Origin of the sequence: Streptomyces sp. NPDC001373 (assembly GCF_042895815.1) — a bacterium.
GTDB lineage: Bacteria > Actinomycetota > Actinomycetes > Streptomycetales > Streptomycetaceae > Streptomyces.
On sequence record NZ_JBIAWQ010000002.1, the window covers coordinates 348,139 to 369,639 of the forward strand.

At 71.6% G+C, this 21,501-nt stretch carries 18 protein-coding genes and 1 pseudogene; 13 read left to right on the plus strand and 6 right to left on the minus strand.

What is annotated here, in order from left to right:
* Positions 1-536 precede the first annotated feature (536 nt).
* Together ACFY15_RS07020 and ACFY15_RS07025 are read right to left on the minus strand one after the other, a co-directional pair.
* A pseudogene (locus tag ACFY15_RS07020) lies at positions 537-2,753 on the minus strand (heterodisulfide reductase-related iron-sulfur binding cluster); the annotation flags it as partial.
* A 110-nt stretch (positions 2,754-2,863) separates the two neighbouring features.
* Positions 2,864-3,388, minus strand: coding sequence for a sugar transferase (locus tag ACFY15_RS07025; protein WP_390686346.1), 525 nt, complete (start codon positions 3,386-3,388; stop codon positions 2,864-2,866).
* A gap of 406 nt (positions 3,389-3,794) precedes the next feature.
* On the opposite strand from ACFY15_RS07025, the gene dnaK reads away from it, so the two are divergent.
* The 4 genes from dnaK to ACFY15_RS07045 are packed head-to-tail and all read left to right on the plus strand — an operon-like array spanning position 3,795 to position 7,979.
* A complete protein-coding gene (dnaK, locus tag ACFY15_RS07030) occupies positions 3,795-5,639 on the plus strand; it encodes a molecular chaperone DnaK (protein ID WP_390686347.1) in 1,845 nt (614 codons plus the stop codon).
* On the plus strand, positions 5,639-6,298 hold the full coding sequence (grpE, locus tag ACFY15_RS07035) for a nucleotide exchange factor GrpE (protein WP_390686348.1): 660 nt from the start codon (positions 5,639-5,641) through the stop codon (positions 6,296-6,298). The genes dnaK and grpE overlap by 1 nt, the downstream gene beginning before the upstream one ends.
* A 39-nt stretch (positions 6,299-6,337) precedes the next feature.
* Positions 6,338-7,513, plus strand: coding sequence for a molecular chaperone DnaJ (gene dnaJ / locus ACFY15_RS07040; RefSeq protein ID WP_390686349.1), 1,176 nt, complete (start codon positions 6,338-6,340; stop codon positions 7,511-7,513).
* A 1-nt stretch (position 7,514) separates the two neighbouring features.
* Positions 7,515-7,979, plus strand: coding sequence for a heat shock protein transcriptional repressor HspR (locus ACFY15_RS07045; RefSeq protein WP_390686350.1), 465 nt, complete (start codon positions 7,515-7,517; stop codon positions 7,977-7,979).
* A gap of 90 nt (positions 7,980-8,069) precedes the next feature.
* Here ACFY15_RS07045 and ACFY15_RS07050 read toward each other — a convergent pair whose 3' ends face one another.
* Positions 8,070-9,137, minus strand: coding sequence for a helix-turn-helix transcriptional regulator (locus ACFY15_RS07050; RefSeq protein WP_390686351.1), 1,068 nt, complete (start codon positions 9,135-9,137; stop codon positions 8,070-8,072).
* Between the two features lie 85 nt (positions 9,138-9,222).
* On the opposite strand from ACFY15_RS07050, the gene ACFY15_RS07055 reads away from it, so the two are divergent.
* Positions 9,223-9,420, plus strand: a complete 198-nt coding sequence (locus ACFY15_RS07055; protein ID WP_390686352.1) for a hypothetical protein — start codon at positions 9,223-9,225, stop codon at positions 9,418-9,420.
* The gene (locus ACFY15_RS07060) at positions 9,420-9,734 is read left to right on the plus strand and encodes a (2Fe-2S)-binding protein (RefSeq protein ID WP_042820115.1); all 315 of its coding nucleotides are present in this window, start codon (positions 9,420-9,422) and stop codon (positions 9,732-9,734) included. Before ACFY15_RS07055 ends, ACFY15_RS07060 begins: the two co-directional genes overlap by 1 nt.
* Before the next feature lie 174 nt (positions 9,735-9,908).
* Here ACFY15_RS07060 and ACFY15_RS07065 read toward each other — a convergent pair whose 3' ends face one another.
* Complete coding sequence (locus tag ACFY15_RS07065) at positions 9,909-10,328, minus strand: pyridoxamine 5'-phosphate oxidase family protein (RefSeq protein ID WP_390686353.1); 420 nt, start codon at positions 10,326-10,328, stop codon at positions 9,909-9,911.
* A gap of 124 nt (positions 10,329-10,452) precedes the next feature.
* On the opposite strand from ACFY15_RS07065, the gene clpB reads away from it, so the two are divergent.
* The gene (clpB, locus tag ACFY15_RS07070; RefSeq protein WP_390686354.1) at positions 10,453-13,059 is read left to right on the plus strand and encodes an ATP-dependent chaperone ClpB; all 2,607 of its coding nucleotides are present in this window, start codon (positions 10,453-10,455) and stop codon (positions 13,057-13,059) included.
* 123 nt (positions 13,060-13,182) lie between these two features.
* On the plus strand, positions 13,183-13,719 hold the full coding sequence (locus tag ACFY15_RS07075) for a YbjN domain-containing protein (RefSeq protein ID WP_042820112.1): 537 nt from the start codon (positions 13,183-13,185) through the stop codon (positions 13,717-13,719).
* Positions 13,720-13,740: 21 nt separating this feature from the next.
* Here the strand turns inward: ACFY15_RS07075 and ACFY15_RS07080 are convergent, their stop codons facing one another.
* The gene (locus ACFY15_RS07080; RefSeq protein WP_390686355.1) at positions 13,741-14,898 is read right to left on the minus strand and encodes a hypothetical protein; all 1,158 of its coding nucleotides are present in this window, start codon (positions 14,896-14,898) and stop codon (positions 13,741-13,743) included.
* Positions 14,899-14,906: 8 nt separating this feature from the next.
* Positions 14,907-16,091: a pyridoxal phosphate-dependent aminotransferase gene (locus ACFY15_RS07085; protein WP_390686356.1), complete on the minus strand. Its 1,185-nt coding sequence runs from the start codon at positions 16,089-16,091 to the stop codon at positions 14,907-14,909.
* A 690-nt stretch (positions 16,092-16,781) separates the two neighbouring features.
* Here ACFY15_RS07085 and ACFY15_RS07090 point away from each other — a divergent pair.
* From ACFY15_RS07090 to pyrE, 5 genes are all read left to right on the plus strand, one after another.
* Complete coding sequence (locus ACFY15_RS07090) at positions 16,782-17,300, plus strand: DUF2617 family protein (RefSeq protein WP_390686357.1); 519 nt, start codon at positions 16,782-16,784, stop codon at positions 17,298-17,300.
* 115 nt (positions 17,301-17,415) lie between these two features.
* Positions 17,416-19,056 (plus strand): polyamine aminopropyltransferase, encoded by a 1,641-nt coding sequence (locus ACFY15_RS07095; RefSeq protein ID WP_390825114.1) that lies wholly within the window; start codon positions 17,416-17,418, stop codon positions 19,054-19,056.
* A 57-nt stretch (positions 19,057-19,113) separates the two neighbouring features.
* A complete protein-coding gene (locus tag ACFY15_RS07100; protein WP_390686359.1) occupies positions 19,114-19,971 on the plus strand; it encodes an SRPBCC domain-containing protein in 858 nt (285 codons plus the stop codon).
* A gap of 55 nt (positions 19,972-20,026) precedes the next feature.
* Positions 20,027-20,815 carry an aldose 1-epimerase gene (locus tag ACFY15_RS07105; RefSeq protein WP_390686360.1) on the plus strand — a complete coding sequence of 263 codons (789 nt, stop codon included), beginning with the start codon at positions 20,027-20,029 and terminating at the stop codon, positions 20,813-20,815.
* Between the two features lie 20 nt (positions 20,816-20,835).
* Complete coding sequence (gene pyrE, locus ACFY15_RS07110; RefSeq protein ID WP_390686361.1) at positions 20,836-21,375, plus strand: orotate phosphoribosyltransferase; 540 nt, start codon at positions 20,836-20,838, stop codon at positions 21,373-21,375.
* Positions 21,376-21,501 lie beyond the last annotated feature (126 nt).

Consider the following 21,501-nt stretch of genomic DNA (forward strand, 5'->3'; position numbering starts at 1 on the left):
ACCGGCCGTTCCTGTCGCTTGTGCCGACGGCGCTACTTGGCGCCCTCGGGCCTCACCTCGGATTCCGCCTTGGCGGGAGCCTCCTCGGCGTCGGCCTCGGTGTCAGCCGTGGTGTCGGCTTCCGGCTCGGCCTCGGCCTTCGGAGCGGCCTCTGCCTCGGTGTCGGCCTTGGCCTCGGTCTTCGCGTCCGCCTTCACCTCGGGCTCGGCCTTGGCGTCCGACTTGGCCCCGGCCTCCGGAGCGGCCTCTGCCTCGGTGTCGGCCTTGGCCTCGGTCTTCGGCTCCGCCGGAGTCTCGGCTTCGGCCTTCGCCTCGGTGGCTTCCGCCTTCTCCTCCGCCGCGGGCGCGGCCTCGGAGTCCGCCTCGGCCTCGGCTTCAGCCTTTGCCTTGGCTTCCGCCTCGGCCTTGGCCTTGGCTTCCGCCTCGGCCTTTGCCTTGGCTTCCGCCTCGGCCTTTGCCTTGGCTTCCGCGTCCGCCTTCGCCTCGGCCTCGGCGGCTGCGGCGGCCTCGGCGGCGGCCTGCGCCAGTTCCTCCTCCGTCGGCTCCGGGGCCTTCACCGACTCCAGCAGGAGCTGCGCCACGTCCACGACCTGGACGGATTCCTTCGCCTGGCCGTCGTTCTTCTTGCCGTTGACCGAGTCCGTCAGCATGACCAGGCAGAACGGGCACGCCGTCGAGACGATGTCCGGGTTGAGGGACAGGGCCTCGTCCACGCGCTCGTTGTTGATGCGCTTGCCGATGCGCTCTTCCATCCACATCCGCGCGCCACCGGCGCCACAGCAGAAGCCCCGCTCCTTGTGGCGGTGCATCTCCTGCTGGCGCAGCCCCGGCACCGCCGACATGATCTCGCGCGGCGGCGTGTAGACCTTGTTGTGGCGGCCCAGGTAGCAGGGGTCGTGGTACGTGATCAGACCCTCGACCGGCGTCACCGGCGTCAGCCGGCCCTCGTCGATCAGGTGCTGGAGCAGCTGCGTGTGGTGGATGACCTCGTACTCGCCGCCCAGCTGCGGGTACTCGTTCGCGATGGTGTTGAAGCAGTGCGGGCAGGTCGAGACGATCCGCTTCGCCGACTTCGGCTTCTTCGTCGACGGGTCCTCGTCGTCCTCGCCGAACGCCATGTTCAGCATCGCGACGTTCTCCTGGCCCAGCTGCTGGAACAGCGGCTCGTTGCCCAGGCGGCGCGGCGAGTCACCGGTGCACTTCTCCTCGCCGCCCATGATCGCGAACTTGACGCCCGCGATGTTCAGCAGCTCGGCGAAGGCCTTCGTGGTCTTCTTCGCCCGGTCCTCCAGCGCGCCGGCGCAGCCGACCCAGTACAGGTAGTCGAACTCCGAGAGGTCCTCCGCGTCCTTCCCGATGATCGGGACCTCGAAGTCGACCTCCTTCGTCCACTCCACGCGCTGCTTCTTGGCCAGGCCCCAGGGGTTGCCCTTCTTCTCCAGGTTCTTGAGCATCGTGCCCGCCTCCGACGGGAACGCGCTCTCGATCATCACCTGGTAGCGGCGCATGTCGACGATGTGGTCGATGTGCTCGATGTCGACCGGGCACTGCTCGACGCACGCACCGCAGGTGGTGCAGGACCACAGCACGTCCGGGTCGATGACGCCGTTCTCCTCGGCGGTGCCGATGAGCGGGCGCTCCGCCTCCGCGAGGGCCGTGGCCGGGACGCCGGCGAGCTGCTCGGCCGAGGCCTTCTCCTCGCCCTCCATCGTCTTGCCGCCGCCCGCGAGCAGGTACGGGGCCTTGGCGTGCGCGTGGTCGCGCAGCGACATGATGAGGAGCTTGGGGGACAGCGGCTTGCCGGTGTTCCAGGCGGGGCACTGCGACTGGCAGCGACCGCACTCGGTGCAGGTGGAGAAGTCGAGGATGCCCTTCCAGGAGAACTGCTCGACCTGGGAGACGCCGAAGACGTCGTCCTCGCCCGGGTCCTCGAAGTCGATCTCCTTGCCGCCGCTCGTCATCGGCTGGAGGGCGCCGAGCGCCGTCGCGCCGTCGGCGTTCCGCTTGAACCAGATGTTCGGGAAGCCGAGGAAGCGGTGCCAGGCGACACCCATGTTGGTGTTGAGGGAGACCGTGATCATCCAGATGAACGAGACGCTGATCTTCACCATCGCGGTGAAGTAGATCGCGTTCTGGATGCTGCCGGGCGAGAGCTCCTGGAAGGCCATGACCAGCGGGTACGAGGCGAAGTACGCCGGCTCGTAGGTGTCCACGTCGTGGATCGCGCCCTCGAGGCCGCGCAGGCACAGGATGGCGACGCCGATGGTGAGGATGACCCACTCGACGAAGTACGCCTGCCAGGCCTTCGAGCCCGCGAAGCGCGACTTCCGACCGGCGCGCGAGGGAAGGTTGAGCAGGCGGATCACCATCAGGACGGCGATGCCGACGACCGTCATCACACCGATGAACTCGGTGTAGAGCTCGAAGGGCAGCCAGTCGCCGACGATCGGCAGCAGCCAGTCGGCCTGGAACAGCTGGCCGAAGGCCTGCACCAGGGTCGGCGGCAGCGTCAGGAAGCCGATCGCGACGAACCAGTGGGCGAAGCCGACGATGCCCCAGCGGTTCATCCGGGAGTGGCCGAGGAACTCCCTGACCAGGGTGATCGTTCGTTCCTTCGGGCGGTCGGTGCGACTGCCCGCGGGTACGGGTTGGCCGAGTTTCACGAACCGGTAGATCTGCGCCACGGCTCGGGCGAGCAGCGCGACGCCGACCACGGTCAGGACCAGCGACACGATGATCGCGGCGAGTTGCATGGGAGGGCTCCTCGGGCGGGACTTACTAAGCGGTAACTTATTGAGTCAAGGCTTGAGGTTACCCATTTCCCGCGCCGCACTGTAGGTGAGTGAGCGGTGATCTGTGTCGCTCAGGTCCGCCTCTGTCGGAGGGCGGCCCGAGGGGTCTTCGCGAGGATCGCGAGGTCCATCCCCAGCCAATGGCTCTCCACATAGTGCCGGTCCAGCAGGGCCATCTCCTCCCAGGGGAGGTCGGAACGTGCGCTGACCTGCCACAATCCGGTCATTCCGGGGCGTACGAGCAGGCGTTCGGGGTGTTCGGCGCCCACCCCGGGGCGCGGCCCGACCAGTGACATCTCGCCGCGCAGCACGTTCAGCAGCTGCGGCAGTCCCTCCAGGGCGCACCGCCGGACCCACGCCCCCGCCCGCCCCGCGCCCTCGGTCCGCAGTCGCCAGGTGCGGAAGGGGCGCCCGGCCAGGCCGAGGGCGGGCTCCCGTACGAGGACGCCCGCGCGCCGGGACCCGTACAGCAGGGCGGCGGCCAGCAGGGCCGGGCCGGCGCACGCCGCCAGCAGGGCCACCGCGCCGATCAGGTCGCAGACCCGCTTGGCGGGGGGTCTGGCCGGCCATCGCACCGGGGCGCGGAGGGCCGGCATCCGGAGGCGTAGCCGCGGCGCGCCGAGCCGCGGCGTCCGGATTCGGAGTGGCCGGAGCCGCGGTGTCCGGAGCCGCGGTGTCCGGAGTCGGTGCGGCCGGAGCCGCGACGGCCGGGCGGGGAGGGGCGGCAGCAGGGGCATGCCCGCACGCTGCCGGACCCCGGCCCGCCCCCCGGTGTGCCGCGCGGCCGCGTCGCGCGCCGGGAACCCGTTCGGGTGCTGTTCCGCGGCCCGGCCTCAGCGGCGCCGGGCCCCGGGTTCCGGGCGCCGGCGGGCCGGATTCCGGCCCGCCCTGAGTGTAGGAACGGCCTAAAGGTTGAGTCTCCTCGGCTCAGCTCTGTTGACGTGGGCGGGGCCGCCGTGCATCCTTGAGTCTGTTCCACTCAAGTCAGCTGGAGGAATCGAAATGGCACGTGCGGTCGGCATCGACCTGGGCACCACTAACTCCGTCGTCAGCGTTCTCGAAGGCGGCGAGCCCACCGTCATCACCAACGCCGAGGGTGCCAGGACCACGCCGTCCGTCGTCGCCTTCGCCAAGAACGGCGAGGTCCTCGTCGGCGAGGTGGCCAAGCGCCAGGCGGTCACGAACGTGGACCGGACCATCCGCTCCGTCAAGCGCCACATGGGCACTGACTGGAAGATCAACCTGGATGGCAAGGACTTCAACCCGCAGCAGATGAGCGCCTTCATCCTGCAGAAGCTGAAGCGCGACGCCGAGGCGTACCTGGGCGAGAAGGTCACGGACGCGGTCATCACCGTCCCGGCCTACTTCAACGACTCCGAGCGCCAGGCGACGAAGGAGGCCGGCGAGATCGCGGGCCTCAACGTCCTGCGCATCGTCAACGAGCCGACGGCCGCCGCCCTGGCCTACGGCCTCGACAAGGACGACCAGACCATCCTCGTCTTCGACCTCGGCGGCGGCACCTTCGACGTGTCCCTCCTGGAGATCGGTGACGGTGTCGTCGAGGTCAAGGCCACCAACGGTGACAACCACCTCGGTGGCGACGACTGGGACCAGCGCGTCGTCGACTACCTGGTGAAGCAGTTCGCCAACGGTCACGGTGTGGACCTCTCCAAGGACAAGATGGCGCTCCAGCGCCTGCGCGAGGCCGCCGAGAAGGCGAAGATCGAGCTGTCCTCCTCCACGGAGACCACGATCAACCTGCCGTACATCACGGCCTCCGCCGAGGGCCCGCTGCACCTGGACGAGAAGCTCACGCGCTCGCAGTTCCAGCAGCTCACCGCGGACCTGCTCGACCGCTGCAAGACCCCGTTCCACAACGTCATCAAGGACGCGGGCATCAACCTGTCCGAGATCGACCACGTGGTCCTGGTCGGCGGCTCCACCCGTATGCCGGCCGTCGCCGAGCTCGTCAAGGAGCTCACCGGTGGTCAGGACGCCAACAAGGGCGTCAACCCGGACGAGGTCGTCGCCATCGGCGCCACCCTCCAGGCCGGTGTGCTGAAGGGTGAGGTCAAGGACGTCCTGCTCCTCGACGTGACCCCGCTGTCCCTCGGTATCGAGACCAAGGGCGGCATCATGACCAAGCTCATCGAGCGCAACACGACCATCCCGACCAAGCGGTCGGAGATCTTCACGACGGCCGAGGACAACCAGCCGTCCGTGCAGATCCAGGTCTACCAGGGCGAGCGCGAGATCGCGGCGTACAACAAGAAGCTCGGCATGTTCGAGCTGACGGGCCTGCCGCCGGCCCCGCGCGGCGTCCCGCAGATCGAGGTCTCCTTCGACATCGACGCCAACGGCATCATGCACGTGACCGCGAAGGACCTCGGCACGGGCAAGGAGCAGAAGATGACCGTCACCGGCGGCTCTTCGCTCGGCAAGGACGAGGTCGACCGCATGCGCCAGGAGGCCGAGCAGTACGCGGAGGAGGACCACCGCCGCCGCGAGGCCGCCGAGTCCCGCAACCAGGGCGAGCAGCTCGTCTACCAGACGGAGAAGTTCCTCGCGGACAACGCGGAGAAGGTCCCGGCCGAGGTCAGGACCGAGGTCGAGACGGCCGTCACCGAGCTGAAGGACAAGCTCAAGGGCGAGGACACCGCCGAGATCCGCACGGCCACGGAGAAGCTCGCCGCGGTCAGCCAGAAGCTGGGCCAGGCCATCTACGCCGACGCGCAGGCCGCCCAGGCCGCCGGCGGCGCCGGTGACGCGGGCCAGGCCAAGGCCGAGGACGACGTCGTCGACGCCGAGATCGTCGACGAGGACAAGCCGAAGGGCGGCCAGGCCTGATGTCGGAGGAGACCCCGGGCTTCGACGAGAAGCCCGAAGTCCCCACCGGCTCGGCCGCTGACGACGCCGGGGCGAAGGCCGCCGACTCCTCCGAGAAGGAGGAGGCGGCCCCCGCCGGGGACGCTCAGGACGTCGCTCTCCTGGCGCAGCTGGACCAGGCCCGTACCGCGCTCGGCGAGCGCACCGCGGACCTCCAGCGGCTCCAGGCGGAGTACCAGAACTACCGCCGCCGCGTGGAGCGGGACCGGGTCGCCGTCAAGGAGATCGCGGTCGCGAACCTGCTGTCGGAGCTCCTGCCGACCCTGGACGACATCGGCCGGGCCCGGGAGCACGGCGAGGTGGTCGGCGGCTTCAAGTCGGTGGCCGAGTCGCTGGAGACGGCCGCGGCCAAGATGGGGCTGCAGCAGTTCGGCAAGGAGGGCGAGCCCTTCGACCCGACGATCCACGAGGCCCTGATGCACTCGTACGCGCCGGATGTCACCGAGACGACCTGCGTGGCGATCCTGCAGCCGGGGTACCGGATCGGCGAGCGCACGATCCGCCCCGCGCGGGTCGCGGTGGCCGAGCCCCAGCCGGGCGCGGCACCCGCGGCGAAGTCCGAGTCCGCCGACGGCGACACGCCGTCCGACAAGGACACGGATGCCCCCGACAAGGGCTGACGCACACCATGTAGGTAGCCGAGAGGAGGGTCACCGGGGATGAACACGAAGGACTTCGTCGAGAAGGACTACTACAAGGTCCTCGGTGTCCCGAAGGACGCCACCGAGGCCGAGATCAAGAAGGCGTACCGGAAGCTCGCCCGCGAGTTCCACCCGGACGCCAACAAGGGCGACGCCTCGGCCGAGGAGCGTTTCAAGGAGATCTCCGAGGCGAACGACGTCCTCGGAGACGCCAAGAAGCGCAAGGAGTACGACGAGGCCCGCGCCCTGTTCGGCAACGGGGGCTTCCGCCCCGGTCCGGGCGGGGGCGGCTCGTTCAACTTCGACCTGGGCGACCTCTTCGGAGGTACCCAGGGCGCCGGCCAGGGCGGCTTCGGCGGCGGCCTGGGCGACGTCTTCGGCGGCCTGTTCAACCGCGGCGCCGGCGCCGGTGCGGGCACCCGCACCCAGCCGCGCCGCGGCCAGGACATCGAGTCCGAGGTCACGCTCTCCTTCACGGAGGCCGTGGACGGGGCGACGGTCCCGCTGCGGATGTCCTCGCAGGCCCCCTGCAAGGCCTGTTCGGGCACCGGCGACAAGAACGGCACGCCCCGGGTGTGCCCGACCTGCGTCGGCACCGGACAGGTCTCCCGGGGCAGCGGCGGCGGCTTCTCGCTGACCGACCCCTGCGCGGACTGCAAGGGCCGCGGCCTGATCGCGGAGAACCCCTGCGAGGTCTGCAAGGGCAGCGGGCGCGCCAAGTCCTCCCGGACCATGCAGGTCCGGATCCCGGCGGGCGTCTCCGACGGCCAGCGGATCCGGCTGCGCGGCAAGGGCGCCCCGGGCGAGCGCGGCGGCCCGGCGGGCGACCTCTACGTCGTCGTGCATGTCGGCACCCACCCCGTGTTCGGCCGCAAGGGCGACAACCTCACGGTGACCGTGCCCGTCACGATCGCCGAGGCGGCCCTGGGCGCCGATATCAAGGTCCCCACCCTGGGCGGCCCCCCGGTGACCCTGAAGCTTCCCCCGGGCACCCCCACGGGCCGTACGATGCGGGCCCGCGGCAAGGGCGCGGTCCGCAAGGACGGCACCCGCGGCGACCTGCTCGTCACGGTGGAGGTCGCGGTACCGGCGGAACTGTCCGACAAGGCCCGCGAGGCCCTGGAGATGTACCGGGACGCCACCGGGTCCGACGATCCGCGCGCCCTGCTGTTCGAGTCCGCGAAGGGAGCTTGACGTGGAAGGCCGCCGACGACAGTCCCGCTTCGGTGAAGGGGCGTACCAGCTCACCGACGAGACCCCGGTCTACGTGATCTCGGTGGCCGCCCAGCTCTCGGGACTGCACCCGCAGACCCTCCGCCAGTACGACCGCCTCGGCCTGGTCTCCCCGGACCGCACGGCCGGGCGCGGTCGGCGCTACTCGGCCCGGGACATCGAGCTGCTCCGCACGGTGCAGCAGCTGTCCCAGGACGAGGGCATCAACCTGGCGGGCATCAAACGGATCATCGAACTGGAGAACCAGGTGGCCGCGCTCCAGCAGCGCGTCGCCGAGCTCTCCTCGGCGGTGGACGGCGCGGCCGCCGCCCTCCAGGCCCGCGAGGCCGCGGTGCATGCCTCGTACCGGCGCGACCTGGTCCCGTACCAGCCGCCGCAGCCGGGCAGCGCCCTGGTCGTCTGGCGCCCCAAGCGCCCGATGGACTGACGCGCGGGCCCCGCAGCGCGTACGAAGGCCCCGTCCGGCCCCTCCAGGGGGCGGGACGGGGCCTTCGGCATGTTCTCCGGCCCCGTTTCCTCAGCGGGGCGCCGTGAGGCCCTCAGCGGGCCCCTGGCAGCCCGGTCCGCCCTCCGCTTCGCCCTCGCTGTGCAGGATGCCGGACTGGGCGATGAGGTAGCCCAGCTGGGCCCGGCTGCCACTGCCGAGGGCGGTGGCCAGCTTCGCGATGTGGGCGCGGCAGGTGCGGACGTTCATCCCCAGGCGGCGGGCGATCGCCTCGTCGACATGCCCCTCGATGAGGAGCTGGGCGATGGAGCGCTGGACGCCCGAGATGCCGTCGGAGCTGTGCGTGTAGGTGACCTCGTCGGTCAGCGGCACGGCCCTGCGCCACAGCTGTTCGAAGACCCGGATCAGGTAGTCGATCAGCCCCGGATGCCGCAACTCCAGGGCCACTTTTCGGTCATCGCTCGCCGGGATGAACGCCACCGTGCGGTCGAAGATCATGAGACGCTCTATGAGCTCCTCCAGCGTGCGGATCTCCACCTTCCCCACGGAGATCCGGTCCACGTAGGCGAGCGTGCCCTGGCTGTGGCGCACCGTGTGCTGGTAGAGCGTGCGGATGCTCACGCCGCGGTCGATCATCGGCGTGGCCCGCTCCAGGGACTCGCTGAGGACGAAGGTCGGCCTGGCCCCGCCCGGCTGGATCGTCAGGGCCTCGGTGTGGCACTCGGCGGTGGCCAGGTCGATGGCGGCGTTGATCTGGTCGAATCCCTCCAGCACCGTGATGGCGTGGGTGTTGGCGGGACTCTGGGCGCTGATGGTGAGAAAAGGCTCGAACGCGTCGGTGAGATCCACGGCGGTGCGCCGGCGCTCCTGGATCTCGCGTTCGAGCGGATGGAGCCGCTGGGCCAGCGCGATGGACGGGGGAACCGCGCGCAGCTGGTTCGCGTCGTCCGGGTCGGGCCGCAGGAGGGCGAGTTCGAGCAGGCAGGGGGCGTTCTCAACCTCGCCGCGGGCGACGCGGCCGGTGCTCAGGGCGGCTGCGTAGAGTCGCGCTCCCTCGGCGCACATCTCCGTGACGGGGTGGCGATGTGTCGGGTTTATGTCGCTCTTGGGCAAATCTCCACCCCCCAGGGTCCTGAACATGTAAGAACATGATGCATCGTCCCTGTGGCACTGACGTGCCTGAATGAGCCATCGTCTGACAGTGCGGGGGAGAGGATTCCATCAAGTGAGGACGAAGCCGACCATGTATAAGAGAATGCTTCGCTCGGCGCTTGCCGTTGTTTTCTCCGCCGCCGCGGTATTCGGAGCAGTCGTCGCCGTCGATGGAGACGCGGGAAGCGCTCAGACCGTTGCCAGTTCGGTGGTCGTGACGACGGCCGAGGGTGATTTCGGCTGGAACAGCACTCCTGCGACGGCCGCCTGATGACCCCCGACGACCGCGACTTCCGGCGCGAGATGGCCTCGGCATACCGCTCTGGCTGGCAGTTCATCGATCTCGCCACGGCGATCCCCTACGCCGGCGACTCGCTGATGGTCACCCTGTTCGGCCAGCCGATCGTCATCGTGCGCGAGGAGGACGAGGACGTCCGTGCCTACCGCTGCCTGCGCCGCCCCCGGGGCGCACCGCAGCCCGTCCGCTGCGAAGTGCGGTACGGCATGGTCTTCGTCAACCTCGACCAGCGTGATCACCAGCTCTTCGAACCCGATATCACCACCGCCACCCCCCGCAGTGCCTGAGGCGATTCCCCCGTCGTTGCAGATCGCTCCAGGTGCTTCCCCCACACAACGGCGCCATCGTGGACCTGACCACGATGGCGCCGTTGTGCTGTCCGCGTCCAGTGCCGGAACCGGACATCCGGCTGAGGATCCCCTGAGAATCCCTTGAGGACCGCTCGAATCCGGCCGTTTTCCTCAGGCGCGCCCCATGGCGCGGTCCAGGGTGATCTCCAGGACCACCCGGTCCGGGTTCGGCGAGGGCGTCCGCCCGTACCGCTCGGCGTAGCGCGCCACCGCGTCCGCGACCGACGCCTCGTCCGTGCGGACCACCGCCCGCCCCTCCAGCGTCGCCCAGCGCCGGCCCTCCATCTGGCACACCGCCACCCGCGCCCCGCCGTCCGGCGCCGCCAGCACGTTGCGCACCTTCCTGCTGTGCCTGTTGCTGATCACCCGCGCCAGCCCGGCCTCCGGGTCGTACGTCACTCCCACCGGGACCACGTGCGGGGTGCCGTCGGGTCGCGGCGTGGTCAGGGTGCAGATGTGGCGCTCCCGCCAGAAGGCGAGGTAGGCGGGCGTGGGGTTGAGTACGTCGTGGACCGGCTTGGAATCAGGCATGGTCCGAAGCATATGTCCGGCCCGGATCCGGCCTTGAGTGGAATAGACTCAACTTTGCAGACGCTGAACCAGTCAGAGTTCTGCACTGGAGAGTCGTAGCCCCGCCGGAGAGGAGAAACCGAGAGTGGACGCCGAGCTGACCAACAAGAGCCGTGACGCGCTGAACGCGGCCACCAGCAGGGCCGTCAAGGACGGCCACGCCGACCTGACGCCCGCACACCTGCTGCTGGCCCTGCTCGCCGGCGAGGACAACGAGAACATCACCGACCTGCTCGCCGCCACCGAGGCCGACCAGGCCGCCGTCCGCTCCGGAGCCGAGCGGCTGCTCGCCGCCCTGCCCAGCGTCACCGGCTCCACGGTCGCGCCCCCGCAGCCCAGCCGGGACCTGCTCGCCGTGCTCGCCGAGGCCGACTCCGAGGCGAAGGAGCTCGGCGACGACTACCTCTCCACCGAACACCTCCTCATCGCCGTCGCCGCCAAGGGCGGCGCGGCCGGTGAGGTCCTTTCCGCCCAGGGCGCGACCGCGAAGAAGCTGCTGGCCGCCTTTGAGAACGCACGAGGAGGACGGCGGGTGACCACCCCCGACCCCGAGGGCCAGTACAAGGCCCTGGAGAAGTTCGGCACCGACTTCACGGCAGCCGCCCGCGAGGGCAGGCTCGACCCCGTCATCGGCCGCGACCACGAGATCCGGCGCGTCGTCCAGGTCCTCTCGCGCCGCACCAAGAACAACCCGGTGCTCATCGGCGAGCCCGGCGTCGGCAAGACCGCCGTCGTCGAGGGCCTCGCCCAGCGCATCGTCAAGGGCGACGTCCCCGAGTCCCTCAAGAACAAGCGGCTCGTCTCCCTCGACCTGGGCGCCATGGTCGCCGGCGCGAAGTACCGCGGCGAGTTCGAGGAGCGCCTCAAGACCGTCCTCGCCGAGATCAAGTCGAGCGAGGGTCAGATCATCACCTTCATCGACGAGCTGCACACGGTCGTCGGCGCCGGCGCCGGCGGGGACTCCGCCATGGACGCGGGCAACATGCTCAAGCCCATGCTGGCCCGCGGCGAGCTGCGGATGGTCGGCGCCACCACCCTCGACGAGTACCGCGAGCGCATCGAGAAGGACGCGGCGCTGGAGCGCCGCTTCCAGCAGGTGCTGGTCGCGGAGCCCACCGTCGAGGACACCATCGCGATCCTGCGCGGCCTCAAGGGCCGCTACGAGGCCCACCACAAGGTCGTCATCAACGACGGCGCCCTCGTCGCCGCCGCCACCCTCTCCGACCGGTACATCACCTCCCGCTTCCTCCCCGACAAGGCCATCGACCTCGTCGACGAGGCCGCCTCCCGGCTGCGCATGGAGATCGACTCCTCGCCGCTGGAGATCGACGAGCTCCAGCGCTCCGTCGACCGCCTGCGCATGGAGGAGCTGGCGCTGAAGAACGAGTCCGACCCGGCCTCGATCGAGCGCCTGGAGAAGCTGCGCAAGGACCTCGCCGACAAGGAGGAGGAGCTGCGCGGCCTCACCGCCCGCTGGGAGAAGGAGAAGCAGTCCCTCAACCGCGTCGGCGAGCTCAAGGAGCGCCTGGACGACCTGCGCGGCCAGGCCGAGCGCGCCCAGCGCGACGGGGACTTCGACTCCGCCTCCAAGCTGCTCTACGGGGAGATCCCCGCGCTGGAGCGCGAGCTCGCCGAGGCCACCGAGGAGGAGGCGCAGGCCGGGCCGGCCAAGACCGGACCTTTCAAGAGCGCCATGGTCAAGGACGAGGTCGGCCCGGACGACATCGCGGACGTGGTCGGCGCCTGGACCGGCATCCCGGCCGGCCGCCTCCTGGAGGGAGAGACCCAGAAGCTCCTGCGCATGGAGGACGAGCTGGGCCGCCGCCTGATCGGGCAGACCGAGGCCGTACGGGCCGTCGCCGACGCAGTGCGCCGCACCCGCGCCGGCATCGCCGACCCGGACCGGCCGACCGGCTCGTTCCTCTTCCTGGGCCCCACGGGCGTGGGCAAGACCGAGCTGGCCAAGGCCCTCGCGGACTTCCTCTTCGACGACGAGCGGGCCATGGTCCGCATCGACATGTCCGAGTACTCCGAGAAGCACAGCGTGGCCCGGCTCGTCGGCGCCCCGCCCGGCTACGTCGGCTACGAGGAGGGCGGCCAGCTCACCGAGGCCGTCCGGCGCCGCCCGTACAGCGTGGTGCTGCTGGACGAGGTCGAGAAGGCCCACCCCGAGGTCTTCGACATCCTGCTCCAGGTCCTCGACGACGGCCGCCTCACGGACGGACAGGGGCGCACCGTCGACTTCCGCAACACCATCCTGATCCTCACCTCCAACCTGGGCAGCCAGTTCCTGGTCGACCCGGTCACCTCCGCCGAGGACAAGAAGGCGCGCGTCCTGGACGTGGTCCGGGCGAGCTTCAAGCCGGAGTTCCTCAACCGCCTCGACGACCTCGTCGTCTTCTCGGCCCTCACCCGGGACGAGCTGGCGCACATCGCCGAGCTCCAGATCTCCCGCCTGGCCAAGCGCCTCGCCGACCGCCGCCTCGCCCTGGACGTCACGCCCGAGGCCCTGGCCTGGCTGGCCGAGAAGGGCAACGACCCGGCGTACGGCGCGCGCCCGCTGCGCCGCCTGATCCAGACGGCGGTAGGCGACCGGCTGGCGAAGGAGATCCTGTCCGGCGAGGTCCGCGACGGTGACACGGTACGGGTCGACGTGGCCGGGGACGACCTGCTGGTCGGCCGGGCCCTGTAGCCCCGTATCCGTAAGGACCGCCGCGCTCCCGTGTCCGCCCGGAGCGGATCGCGGGTGCGGGGCTGGACACGGGGTGGGCGCGATGGTGGAGGATGGCTGTATCCGCACGAAGGGAAGTACACGGTGAGCATCGACCCGGCCTCGATTCCGAACTTCGGGGGTCAGCCCGAACCGCAGGCCACAGGACCGGCGGGCCCCGTCGTCCCCGACCAGGATCTGGTGAAGCAGCTCCTGGAGCAGATGGAGCTCAAGTACGTAGTCGACGACGAGGGAGACCTCGCGGCGCCGTGGGAGGACTTCCGCACGTACTTCATGTTCCGTGGTGAGGGCGAGCAGCAGGTTTTCTCCGTCCGCACCTTCTACGACCGTCCGCACGCGATCGACGACAAGCCGCAGCTGCTCGAGTCGATCGACGACTGGAACCGCCGCACCCTGTGGCCCAAGGTCTACAGCCACACGCACGACGACGGCTCCGTCCGACTGATCGGCGAAGCGCAGATGCTGATCGGCACCGGCGTCAGCCTGGAGCACTTCGTGTCCTCCACGGTCAGCTGGGTCCGTGCGTCGATCGAGTTCGACAAGTGGCTCATCGAGCAGCTCGGCCTGGAGAAGGAGGTCGACTCCGCAGAGGGCGACTCCGAGGACGGGGACGACGCCTAGCCGTCCCCGCTCCACGGCCCTCTAGAGGGGTACCTTCGCCATGAGCGTGAGGTACGCCCCGTAGCCGCAGGAGAGCCCGGCCATGCAGGCGGTCACCACGACCGCCGTGCGCGGCCGGGCTTTCGCCGTCGCGGCGGCCAGGGGCAGCAGCAGCGGGAACGCGGGCAGCAGGAACCGCGGCTTCGACTCGAAGAACCCCGCCCCGCCGAGGGTGATCACCAGCAGGGTGGCGGTGTACACGAGCAGCGCCAGCGGTGCCCGGTCCAGCAGCAGGAGCACCGCGAGCAGCACCGCCGCGGCCAGCGTGGCGACCGTCACGGCCACCGGGATCGTGACGTCGCCGCCGGTCAGGACCTTGTCCACGACGCCGACCGTGCCGGCCCCGAAATCGAAGCGCGAGCCCCACTGCCGCTGGACGGTGAAGTAGCCCAGCCACTCGTGGCGGCGTATCCCGACGGCCGCGACGTACCCCGCCCAGCCGGCGGGCGCGAGCAGCCCGGCCGCCCACACCGCGGGCGCGCGGCTTCCCCGCAGCAGCTCCCGCAGGGCCACCACGCTCACGGCGGCGGCCACGGCGATCCCGGTGGGCCGGGTCAGCCCGGCGAGCACCGCCAGGGAGGCCGCCCACATCCAGCGCTCCCGCAGCAGCGCGTACAGGGCCCAGGAGGCCAGCGCGCACAGCAGCGGCTCGGTGTAGGCGAGGCCCAGCACCACCGCGTGCGGCAGTGAGGCCCACAGCGCGACGAGCAGCACCGCGGCCTGCGGTCCGAGCAGCCGCTCCCCGACCCGGTACACCCCGACGGCGGCGGCGGCCGCCGCCGTCCAGGCCACCACGAGCCCGGCGACGGGGCCGCCGCCGAGGAGGTGCACCAGCACCGGGAACAGCGGGAAGAAGGCGGAGTCGCTCTGGATGGAGTCCGAGGCGGGCCACATCTGGGTGCGGCCGTAGCCGTGGGCGGCGATGGAGAGGTACCAGTAGGAGTCCCAGGAGCCGCCGAGCACCCGCACCGGGTTGCGCCCGGCCCACCAGGCCCCGACGGTGATCACCAGCGCCCCGGCCCCGCGGACGGCGGCGAACACCGCGAGCGCGTGGCCGGCCGACCAGACCGTCTCCTGTCTTCGTGGGGCCCGCGGGGCCCGCGCGGGGGCGGGCGGGCTCTGTCTCGTCGTCACGTCCATATCGAGCCCTAGAGTGCCCTAAGCCGGTCCACGGCTTCGCGGAGGACCTCCGTCTTCTTGCAGAAGGCCCAGCGGACCTGGGTGGCGCCGGTCTCGCGGTCGTCGTAGAAGACCTGGTTCGGGATGGCGACGACCCCGCAGCGCTCGGGCAGGGCGCGGCAGAAGGCCATGCCGTCCTTCTCGCCCAGGGGCGAGACGTCGGTGGTGACGAAGTAGGTGCCCTGGGGGCGGAAGACCCGCAGGCCGGCGGCGTCGAGGCCATCGGCGAGCAGGTCGCGCTTGGCGGCGAGGTCGCCGCGGAGGGCGTCGTAGTAGGTGTCGGGCAGGGAGAGGGCCTCGGCGACGGCGTACTGGAAGGGGCCGGAGGCGACGTAGGTGAGGAACTGCTTCGCCGAGCGGACGGCCGAGACCAGCGCGGGCGGGGCGGTGATCCAGCCGACCTTCCAGCCGGTGAAGGAGAAGGTCTTGCCGGCGGAGGAGATGGTGACGGTGCGCTCGCGCATCCCGGGCAGGGAGGCGAGCGGGGTGTGGCCGCCCTCGAAGACCAGGTGCTCGTAGACCTCGTCCGTGACGACGAGCAGGTCGCGCTCGACGGCCAGTTCGGCGATGGCGGCGAGCTCCTCGGGGGTGAGGACGGTGCCCGTCGGGTTGTGTGGGGTGTTGAGCAGCAGCAGGCGGGTGCGCGGGGTGACCGCGTCGCGCAGGGCGTCGAGGTCGGGGCGGAAGTGCGGGGCGCGCAGGGTGAGCGGGACGCGGACGGCGCCGGCCATGGCGATGCAGGCGGCGTAGGAGTCGTAGAACGGCTCCAGGGCGATGACCTCGTCGCCCGGTTCGAGGAGGGCGAGGAGGGCGGCGGCGATGGCCTCGGTGGCGCCCGCCGTGACCAGCACCTCGGTGTCGGGGTCGTAGGACAGGCCGTAGAAGCGCTGCTGGTGGGCGGCGACGGCCTGGCGGAGCTCGGGGACGCCCGGACCCGGCGGGTACTGGTTGCCCCGGCCGTCGCGGATCGCCCGGACGGCCGCCTCGGCGATCTCGGCGGGCCCGTCGGTGTCGGGGAAGCCCTGGCCCAGGTTGATCGATCCGGTGCGGGCGGCCAGGGCCGACATCTCCGCGAAGATCGTGGTGCCGAAGGAGGCCAGGCGACGGTTCAGGAAGGGGCGGTCGCCGCCCACGGGTGCGCTCATGGGCGCCATCCTGAGGGGAACCTCTGGAGTTGCTCAAGTGTGCTTTGGCGCGTCTGGCCGGGGGCATCCCCCCTGCACGCGGGACGCGGGGATCCCGTACCCCGGGGGACCGGGGCGTCAGAAGGGGGCGAGGACATGGTCGTCGTCGTGCTGATCGTCGCGGCGGTCGCGGGAGCGGTCGTCTGGGTCGTGAGGAAGGTGTCCGGCGGTGGGGGCGGATCCGGCAGCGGAGGGAGCTCCGGCGGCAGCTGGTGGGCGGGTGACGGGGGTTCTTCCTCCTGCGGATCCTCGTCCTCGTGCGGTTCGTCGTCCTCCTGCGGTTCGTCCTGCGGTTCGTCCTGCGGTGGCGGAGGGTGCGGGGGGAGCTGACACTGGACCGGGGCGGCCGCGGCCGCGTGGACGGGGCGCCCGGTGGGGACAACTTCCCTCGGGCGTCTTCTTGTTCGGGTGCGCGAGAAGGCCCGGGGAGGACCCGTCCTTGAACACGTGAACCGGGTAGCCCCCGAGGGGATGTAAACCCCTTCAAGTTGGGTAAAAACGCTGTGAGTGCCGTGCCTTTCATGATTCCCTCGGTTGAGTAGACCAGTCCTCGGAGGACCTCCCTGGACTCCCTGTGGACCCGTGCCGGTGTCCCCCCACCCGTTGCATACCGCTGGCGGGCCCCGGCCCCTCTCCCTCGCGCGTTTGCGGAGCCGACTCATGCTCACGACCCTCCAGACCACCTACACCGACACGCGTGCCGCCGACCTCGCCTGGGCCCTGGGACGGGACCGCCTGCCCGCCCTGGCCGTACTGAACCTCCAGCTCGCGGACGCGAAGGTGGAGTTGCGTCTGCTCGGCGCCTCCCATCAGGTGCTCCTGGAGGAGGGCGAGGTGCACTGCTCGGAGACGGTCGCCTGCATGCCCGGCAGCTGCACGCCGCTGCCACTGGGCGTGGCGAAGCGGGTGGGGGACTGGGAGTACGAGTTCGCCGCGCGGGTCGAGACCCTCTCGCGGGGCTCCTTCGCGGGGCGGGCGCAGGAACTGCTCGCGCTGGTCGCGGACCACCCGAACGGACTGGCGGGGACCTTTCCGGGTGACCCTCACGCCTTCACCGCCATGCTCGCGCAGCGGCACGAGGGGCAGGTGCGCTGGCGGACCTGGCACGCCTACCCGCAGGAGGGCCGGCTGGTGGCCACCCGCACCCGCGTCGGGGTCCGGACGGGTGCACCCGTCTAGCCCCGTGCCTCTACGCCAGGTTGCGTACGGATTACGCCAACTGGCCGGACACTTGGGGCACTTACACCCATGTGGGTGACAGGATGTCAGTAGGCGGTGACGTACGGTTCGCTGCATGATCGACCGTTCCGCCCCCCGCGGGGTGCTCCCGGCGGCGGAGCCGCGGGGCGTGCAGACCGTCCCGGCCGCCCTGCCCGTACAGCCCCGGACCGGCCGACTCCTCGTCCTGGCCACGGTGTTCGTCTGCGCCGCCTGCGGGCTCGTGTACGAACTGGAGCTGCTCGCCCTGGGCTCCTACCTCATCGGCGACTCCGTCACCCAGGCGTCCGTCGTGCTGTCCGTGATGGTCTTCGCCATGGGCGTCGGCTCCCTCCTCGCGAAACGGCTCCGCACCCGGCCCGCCTTCGGTTTCGCCGTGATCGAGGCCGGGCTCGCCCTGCTCGGCGGCTTCTCCGCGATGGCCCTCTACGCGAGCTTCGCCTGGCTGGGCGAGTCCCGGCCCGCGCTCGTCGCGTTCTCCTTCGCCATCGGGGTGCTCATCGGCGCCGAGATCCCGCTGCTGATGGTCCTCATCCAGCGCATCCGCCGGCAGGACGCCGGCGGGGCCGTCGCCGACCTGTTCGCCGCCGACTACGTGGGCGCCCTGGTCGGCGGCCTCGCCTTCCCCTTCCTGCTGCTGCCCGTCCTCGGCCAGCTCACCGGGGCCATGCTCACCGGCACCGTCAACGCAGTCGTCGGCGGCGGACTCGTCCTGTGGCTCTTCCGCCGCGACCTCAGCCGCCGCTGCCGCTGGCTGCTCCTCGCGGTCAACGCCGCCGTGCTCGCCGGGCTCGCCTGCGCGACCCTGCTCGCCGACGACTTCGAGCGCGTCGCGCGCACCGCCGTCTACGGCGGCGAGGTGCGGGTCGCCGTGCAGACCGGGGTGCAGGAGCTGGTGCTGACCGGCCCCTCCACCGGCTCCCCGCGCTCCCTCGACCTCTACCTCGACGGGCGGCTGCGGGTCAGCGGCTACGACGAGTACCGCTACCACGAGGCCCTGGTCCACCCCGCGATGACGGGCCCGCACGCCCGCGTCCTGGTCCTCGGCGGCGGCGACGGGCTCGCCGCCCGCGAGGTGCTGCGCTACCCGGACGTCGCCGCCGTCACCGTCGTCGACCTCGACCCCGGGGTGGTCCGGCTCGCCCGCACCGATCCGATGCTCTCCGCCCTCAACGGCCGCGCCTACGAGGACCCGCGCCTGGCCGTCGTTTCCCAGGACGCCTTCCGCTGGCTGCGCGGACCCGCCGCCCGCGACCGGTTCGACGTGATCGTCTCCGACCTTCCCGACCCGGGCATCACCCCCAGCACCAAGCTCTACTCCCAGGAGTTCTACGGGCTGGCCGCGCGGGCCCTGACCCCCGGCGGGCGTATCGCGGTGCACGCGGGACCGCTGACCACGCGGCCCCGTACGTACTGGACCGTCGAGTCCACGCTGCGCGCCGCCGGCCTGCGCACCACCCCCTACAGCACGGGCGGCCGCCTCTCCGGCTTCGCCGCCGGGCCCGACCGCACCCTGGGCACCGCCGACGCCCCGCCGCAGGACTGGGGCTTCGTCCTGGCCGCCCGGGACCGGGCCCCCGAGCTGCGGGTGGACCGCGACACGCCCGCCCTGCGCGCGGTGTCCACCCGGGGCCTCCAGGAAGCGGCCCGGGACGCCGCCCGCACCCGGCTGTCCGGACTGCCCCCCTCCACGCTTCCGCACCCGCGCTACTCCTGAGAGGCGGGGACGCCGCGTCCGTGTGCACGGGCGGCTCTCGTCGGTAGGCTCGACCGCATGGAGCATCAGGTGTTCGTCCCGGTACCGGCAGACGGTCTGCGCACCGTCCTGCGCGACCCCGTCCGGGTGGCCCGCTGCGTGCCCGGGCTCCAGCAGGACGCCGGCGGCGGCGCCGCGCCCGGGCCGCTCGCCGGGCGGCTCAGGCTGAGGGTCGGCTCCAGCACCGTCACCTACCGCGGGACGCTGGAGCTGGCCGAGCGGGACCCGGAGCACTTCACGGCGGAGTGCGAGGGCTCGGAGGTGCGCGGCGACGGCACCGTCAGCCTCTCGGCGGGGCTGCGGCTCATCCCGCACGAGGGCGGGACCCGGCTGGAGTTCACCGGGCGGGCCACCGTCGACGGGCGGGCCGCCGCCTTCGACCCCGAGGCCCTGACCACGGCCGTCCGGCGGCTGCTCGACCGGTTCTGCGCCGACCTGGCCGAGGAGGCCGGGCCGGCGGCGCCCGGGGAGGACGCGGAGACCGGGCGGCCCGGGACCGCCGCGGCGTCCGTGTTCGACACCGAGGTGCCGCCGCCCGGTGCCTTCCCCGACGACGATTTCCCCGACCTCCCGGACTTCTCCGGGCTCCCCGAGCCGGGCGGGCTCCCGCAGGCCGCCGGACCCGGGGACGCCGCGGCCCCCGGCGATCCCACCGCGCCCCCGAACCCCCCGGCCGAGGCCGCCCACGCCCGCCGCACGATGATCGGCCGCAGCGCCGAGGAGGTCGACCACGCACCGCCGCGCGGCCGCTACGCCCCGGTCCCGGCCCCCTCGGCCGGCAACGGCGGCCCCGCCATGCGCTGGATCGCCCCGGCGGCCGCGCTGGCGCTGGCCTCGGCGGTGGTCGTCGGCAGGGCGCTGCGCCGTCGCCGCTGAGCCGGCGAGCCGGAGTTGAGCGGCCGCCGACCCCGGTCGCCGTAGGGTCGGCCGTATGAGTACGCAACTGAGCACCGGCGGCGCCGACATCACCATCGACCAGGAGAACGGCTGCCGGATCGGCAGCCTGCGCGTCGACGGCACGGAGCTGCTGCGCCAGGGCCCGCGCTACGGGTCCTTTCCGATGGTCCCCTGGTGCGGCCGCACCGCCGAGGGACGGTTCCGCGACGGCGGCACCGTCCACCAGCTGCCCGTCAACCACCCCCCGCACGCCATCCACGGCCTCGGCCGCGACCTGGCCTGGCGGACCGCCTCCGTGACCGACACCGGAGCGTCCTTCTACTTCGACCTCGCCGACCCCTGGCCGCGCGCAGGCCGGGTCACGCAGACCTTCGAGCTGAGCGCGGACGCCCTGAAAATCACCCTGGGCGTGGAGACGTACCAGGACTCCTTCCCGGCCCAGGCCGGCTGGCACCCCTGGTTCAACCGCACCCTGACGCCCGGCGGCGCCGCGGCGCAGATCGCCTTCGCACCGGCCTGGCAGGAGGAGCGCGGCGAGGACCACCTGCCGACCGGCCGCCGGATCGAACCCGCCCCCGGCCCCTGGGACGACTGCTTCGGGACGCCCTACGGGGTAGACGTCACCCTGACCTGGCCGGGGGAGCTGGAACTGAAGGTCGCGAGCCCGGCCGAATGGGTGGTCGTGTACGACGAGCAGCCCGAGGCCGTCTGCGTGGAGCCGCAGTCGGGCCCGCCGAACGGTCTGAACACCCTTCCGCGCCTGGTCACCCCCGTGGACCCGCTGGAGGTCTCCACGACCTGGACCTGGCGCCGGCTCGGCTAGGGCCCCCTTAAGCTCGGGGCATGACTGACGTACGCGATGCGCTTCTGCAGCAGATCAAGGACAAGGCCGTCGTGCACGGCAAGGTGACGCTCTCCTCCGGCAAGGAGGCCGACTACTACATCGACCTCCGCCGCATCACCCTCGACGGCGAGGCCGCCCCGCTGGTCGGTCAGGTCATGCTCGACCTGACCGCCGACCTCGACTTCGACTGCGTCGGCGGTCTGACCCTGGGCGCCGACCCGGTGGCGACCTCGATGCTGCACGCCTCGGCCGCGCGCGGGCAGCGCCTGGACGCCTTCGTCGTCCGCAAGGCGCAGAAGGCGCACGGCATGCAGCGCCGGATCGAGGGCACCGACGTCGCGGGCAAGCGCTGCCTTGTCGTCGAGGACACCTCCACGACGGGCGGCTCCCCGCTGACCGCCGTGGAGGCGGTCCGGGAGGCCGGCGGCGAGGTCGTCGCCGTCGCCACCATCGTGGACCGCGGCGCGGCCGAGGCCATCGCCGACGCGGGCCTGCCCTACCTCACCGGCTACCAGCTCGGCGACCTGGGCCTGGCCTGACCCGCGCGCGCCGGATCCCGGCGGCCCTGAACCCCCGTCCGTCTCGGATCGTGGTCACGAAGGGTGTCGCCGGGGCCGTGGAACGGGGTCGTCCCGACGGGTGACGAAGGTCCTCGGAAGCCCCTG

Excerpts from the sequence above, each read along its gene's own strand:
- ACFY15_RS07025 (WP_390686346.1), bottom strand. The coding sequence starts at position 3,388 with ATGCCGGCCCTCCGCGCCCCGGTGCGATGGCCGGCCAGACCCCCCGCC.
- dnaK (WP_390686347.1), top strand. The coding sequence starts at position 3,795 with ATGGCACGTGCGGTCGGCATCGACCTGGGCACCACTAACTCCGTCGTC.
- grpE (WP_390686348.1), top strand. The coding sequence starts at position 5,639 with ATGTCGGAGGAGACCCCGGGCTTCGACGAGAAGCCCGAAGTCCCCACC.
- dnaJ (WP_390686349.1), top strand. The coding sequence starts at position 6,338 with ATGAACACGAAGGACTTCGTCGAGAAGGACTACTACAAGGTCCTCGGT.
- ACFY15_RS07050 (WP_390686351.1), bottom strand. The coding sequence starts at position 9,137 with ATGTTCAGGACCCTGGGGGGTGGAGATTTGCCCAAGAGCGACATAAAC.
- ACFY15_RS07060 (WP_042820115.1), top strand. The coding sequence starts at position 9,420 with ATGACCCCCGACGACCGCGACTTCCGGCGCGAGATGGCCTCGGCATAC.
- ACFY15_RS07065 (WP_390686353.1), bottom strand. The coding sequence starts at position 10,328 with ATGCCTGATTCCAAGCCGGTCCACGACGTACTCAACCCCACGCCCGCC.
- ACFY15_RS07080 (WP_390686355.1), bottom strand. The coding sequence starts at position 14,898 with ATGGACGTGACGACGAGACAGAGCCCGCCCGCCCCCGCGCGGGCCCCG.
- ACFY15_RS07085 (WP_390686356.1), bottom strand. The coding sequence starts at position 16,091 with ATGGCGCCCATGAGCGCACCCGTGGGCGGCGACCGCCCCTTCCTGAAC.
- ACFY15_RS07090 (WP_390686357.1), top strand. The coding sequence starts at position 16,782 with ATGCTCACGACCCTCCAGACCACCTACACCGACACGCGTGCCGCCGAC.
- ACFY15_RS07095 (WP_390825114.1), top strand. The coding sequence starts at position 17,416 with ATGATCGACCGTTCCGCCCCCCGCGGGGTGCTCCCGGCGGCGGAGCCG.
- ACFY15_RS07100 (WP_390686359.1), top strand. The coding sequence starts at position 19,114 with ATGGAGCATCAGGTGTTCGTCCCGGTACCGGCAGACGGTCTGCGCACC.
- ACFY15_RS07105 (WP_390686360.1), top strand. The coding sequence starts at position 20,027 with ATGAGTACGCAACTGAGCACCGGCGGCGCCGACATCACCATCGACCAG.
- pyrE (WP_390686361.1), top strand. The coding sequence starts at position 20,836 with ATGACTGACGTACGCGATGCGCTTCTGCAGCAGATCAAGGACAAGGCC.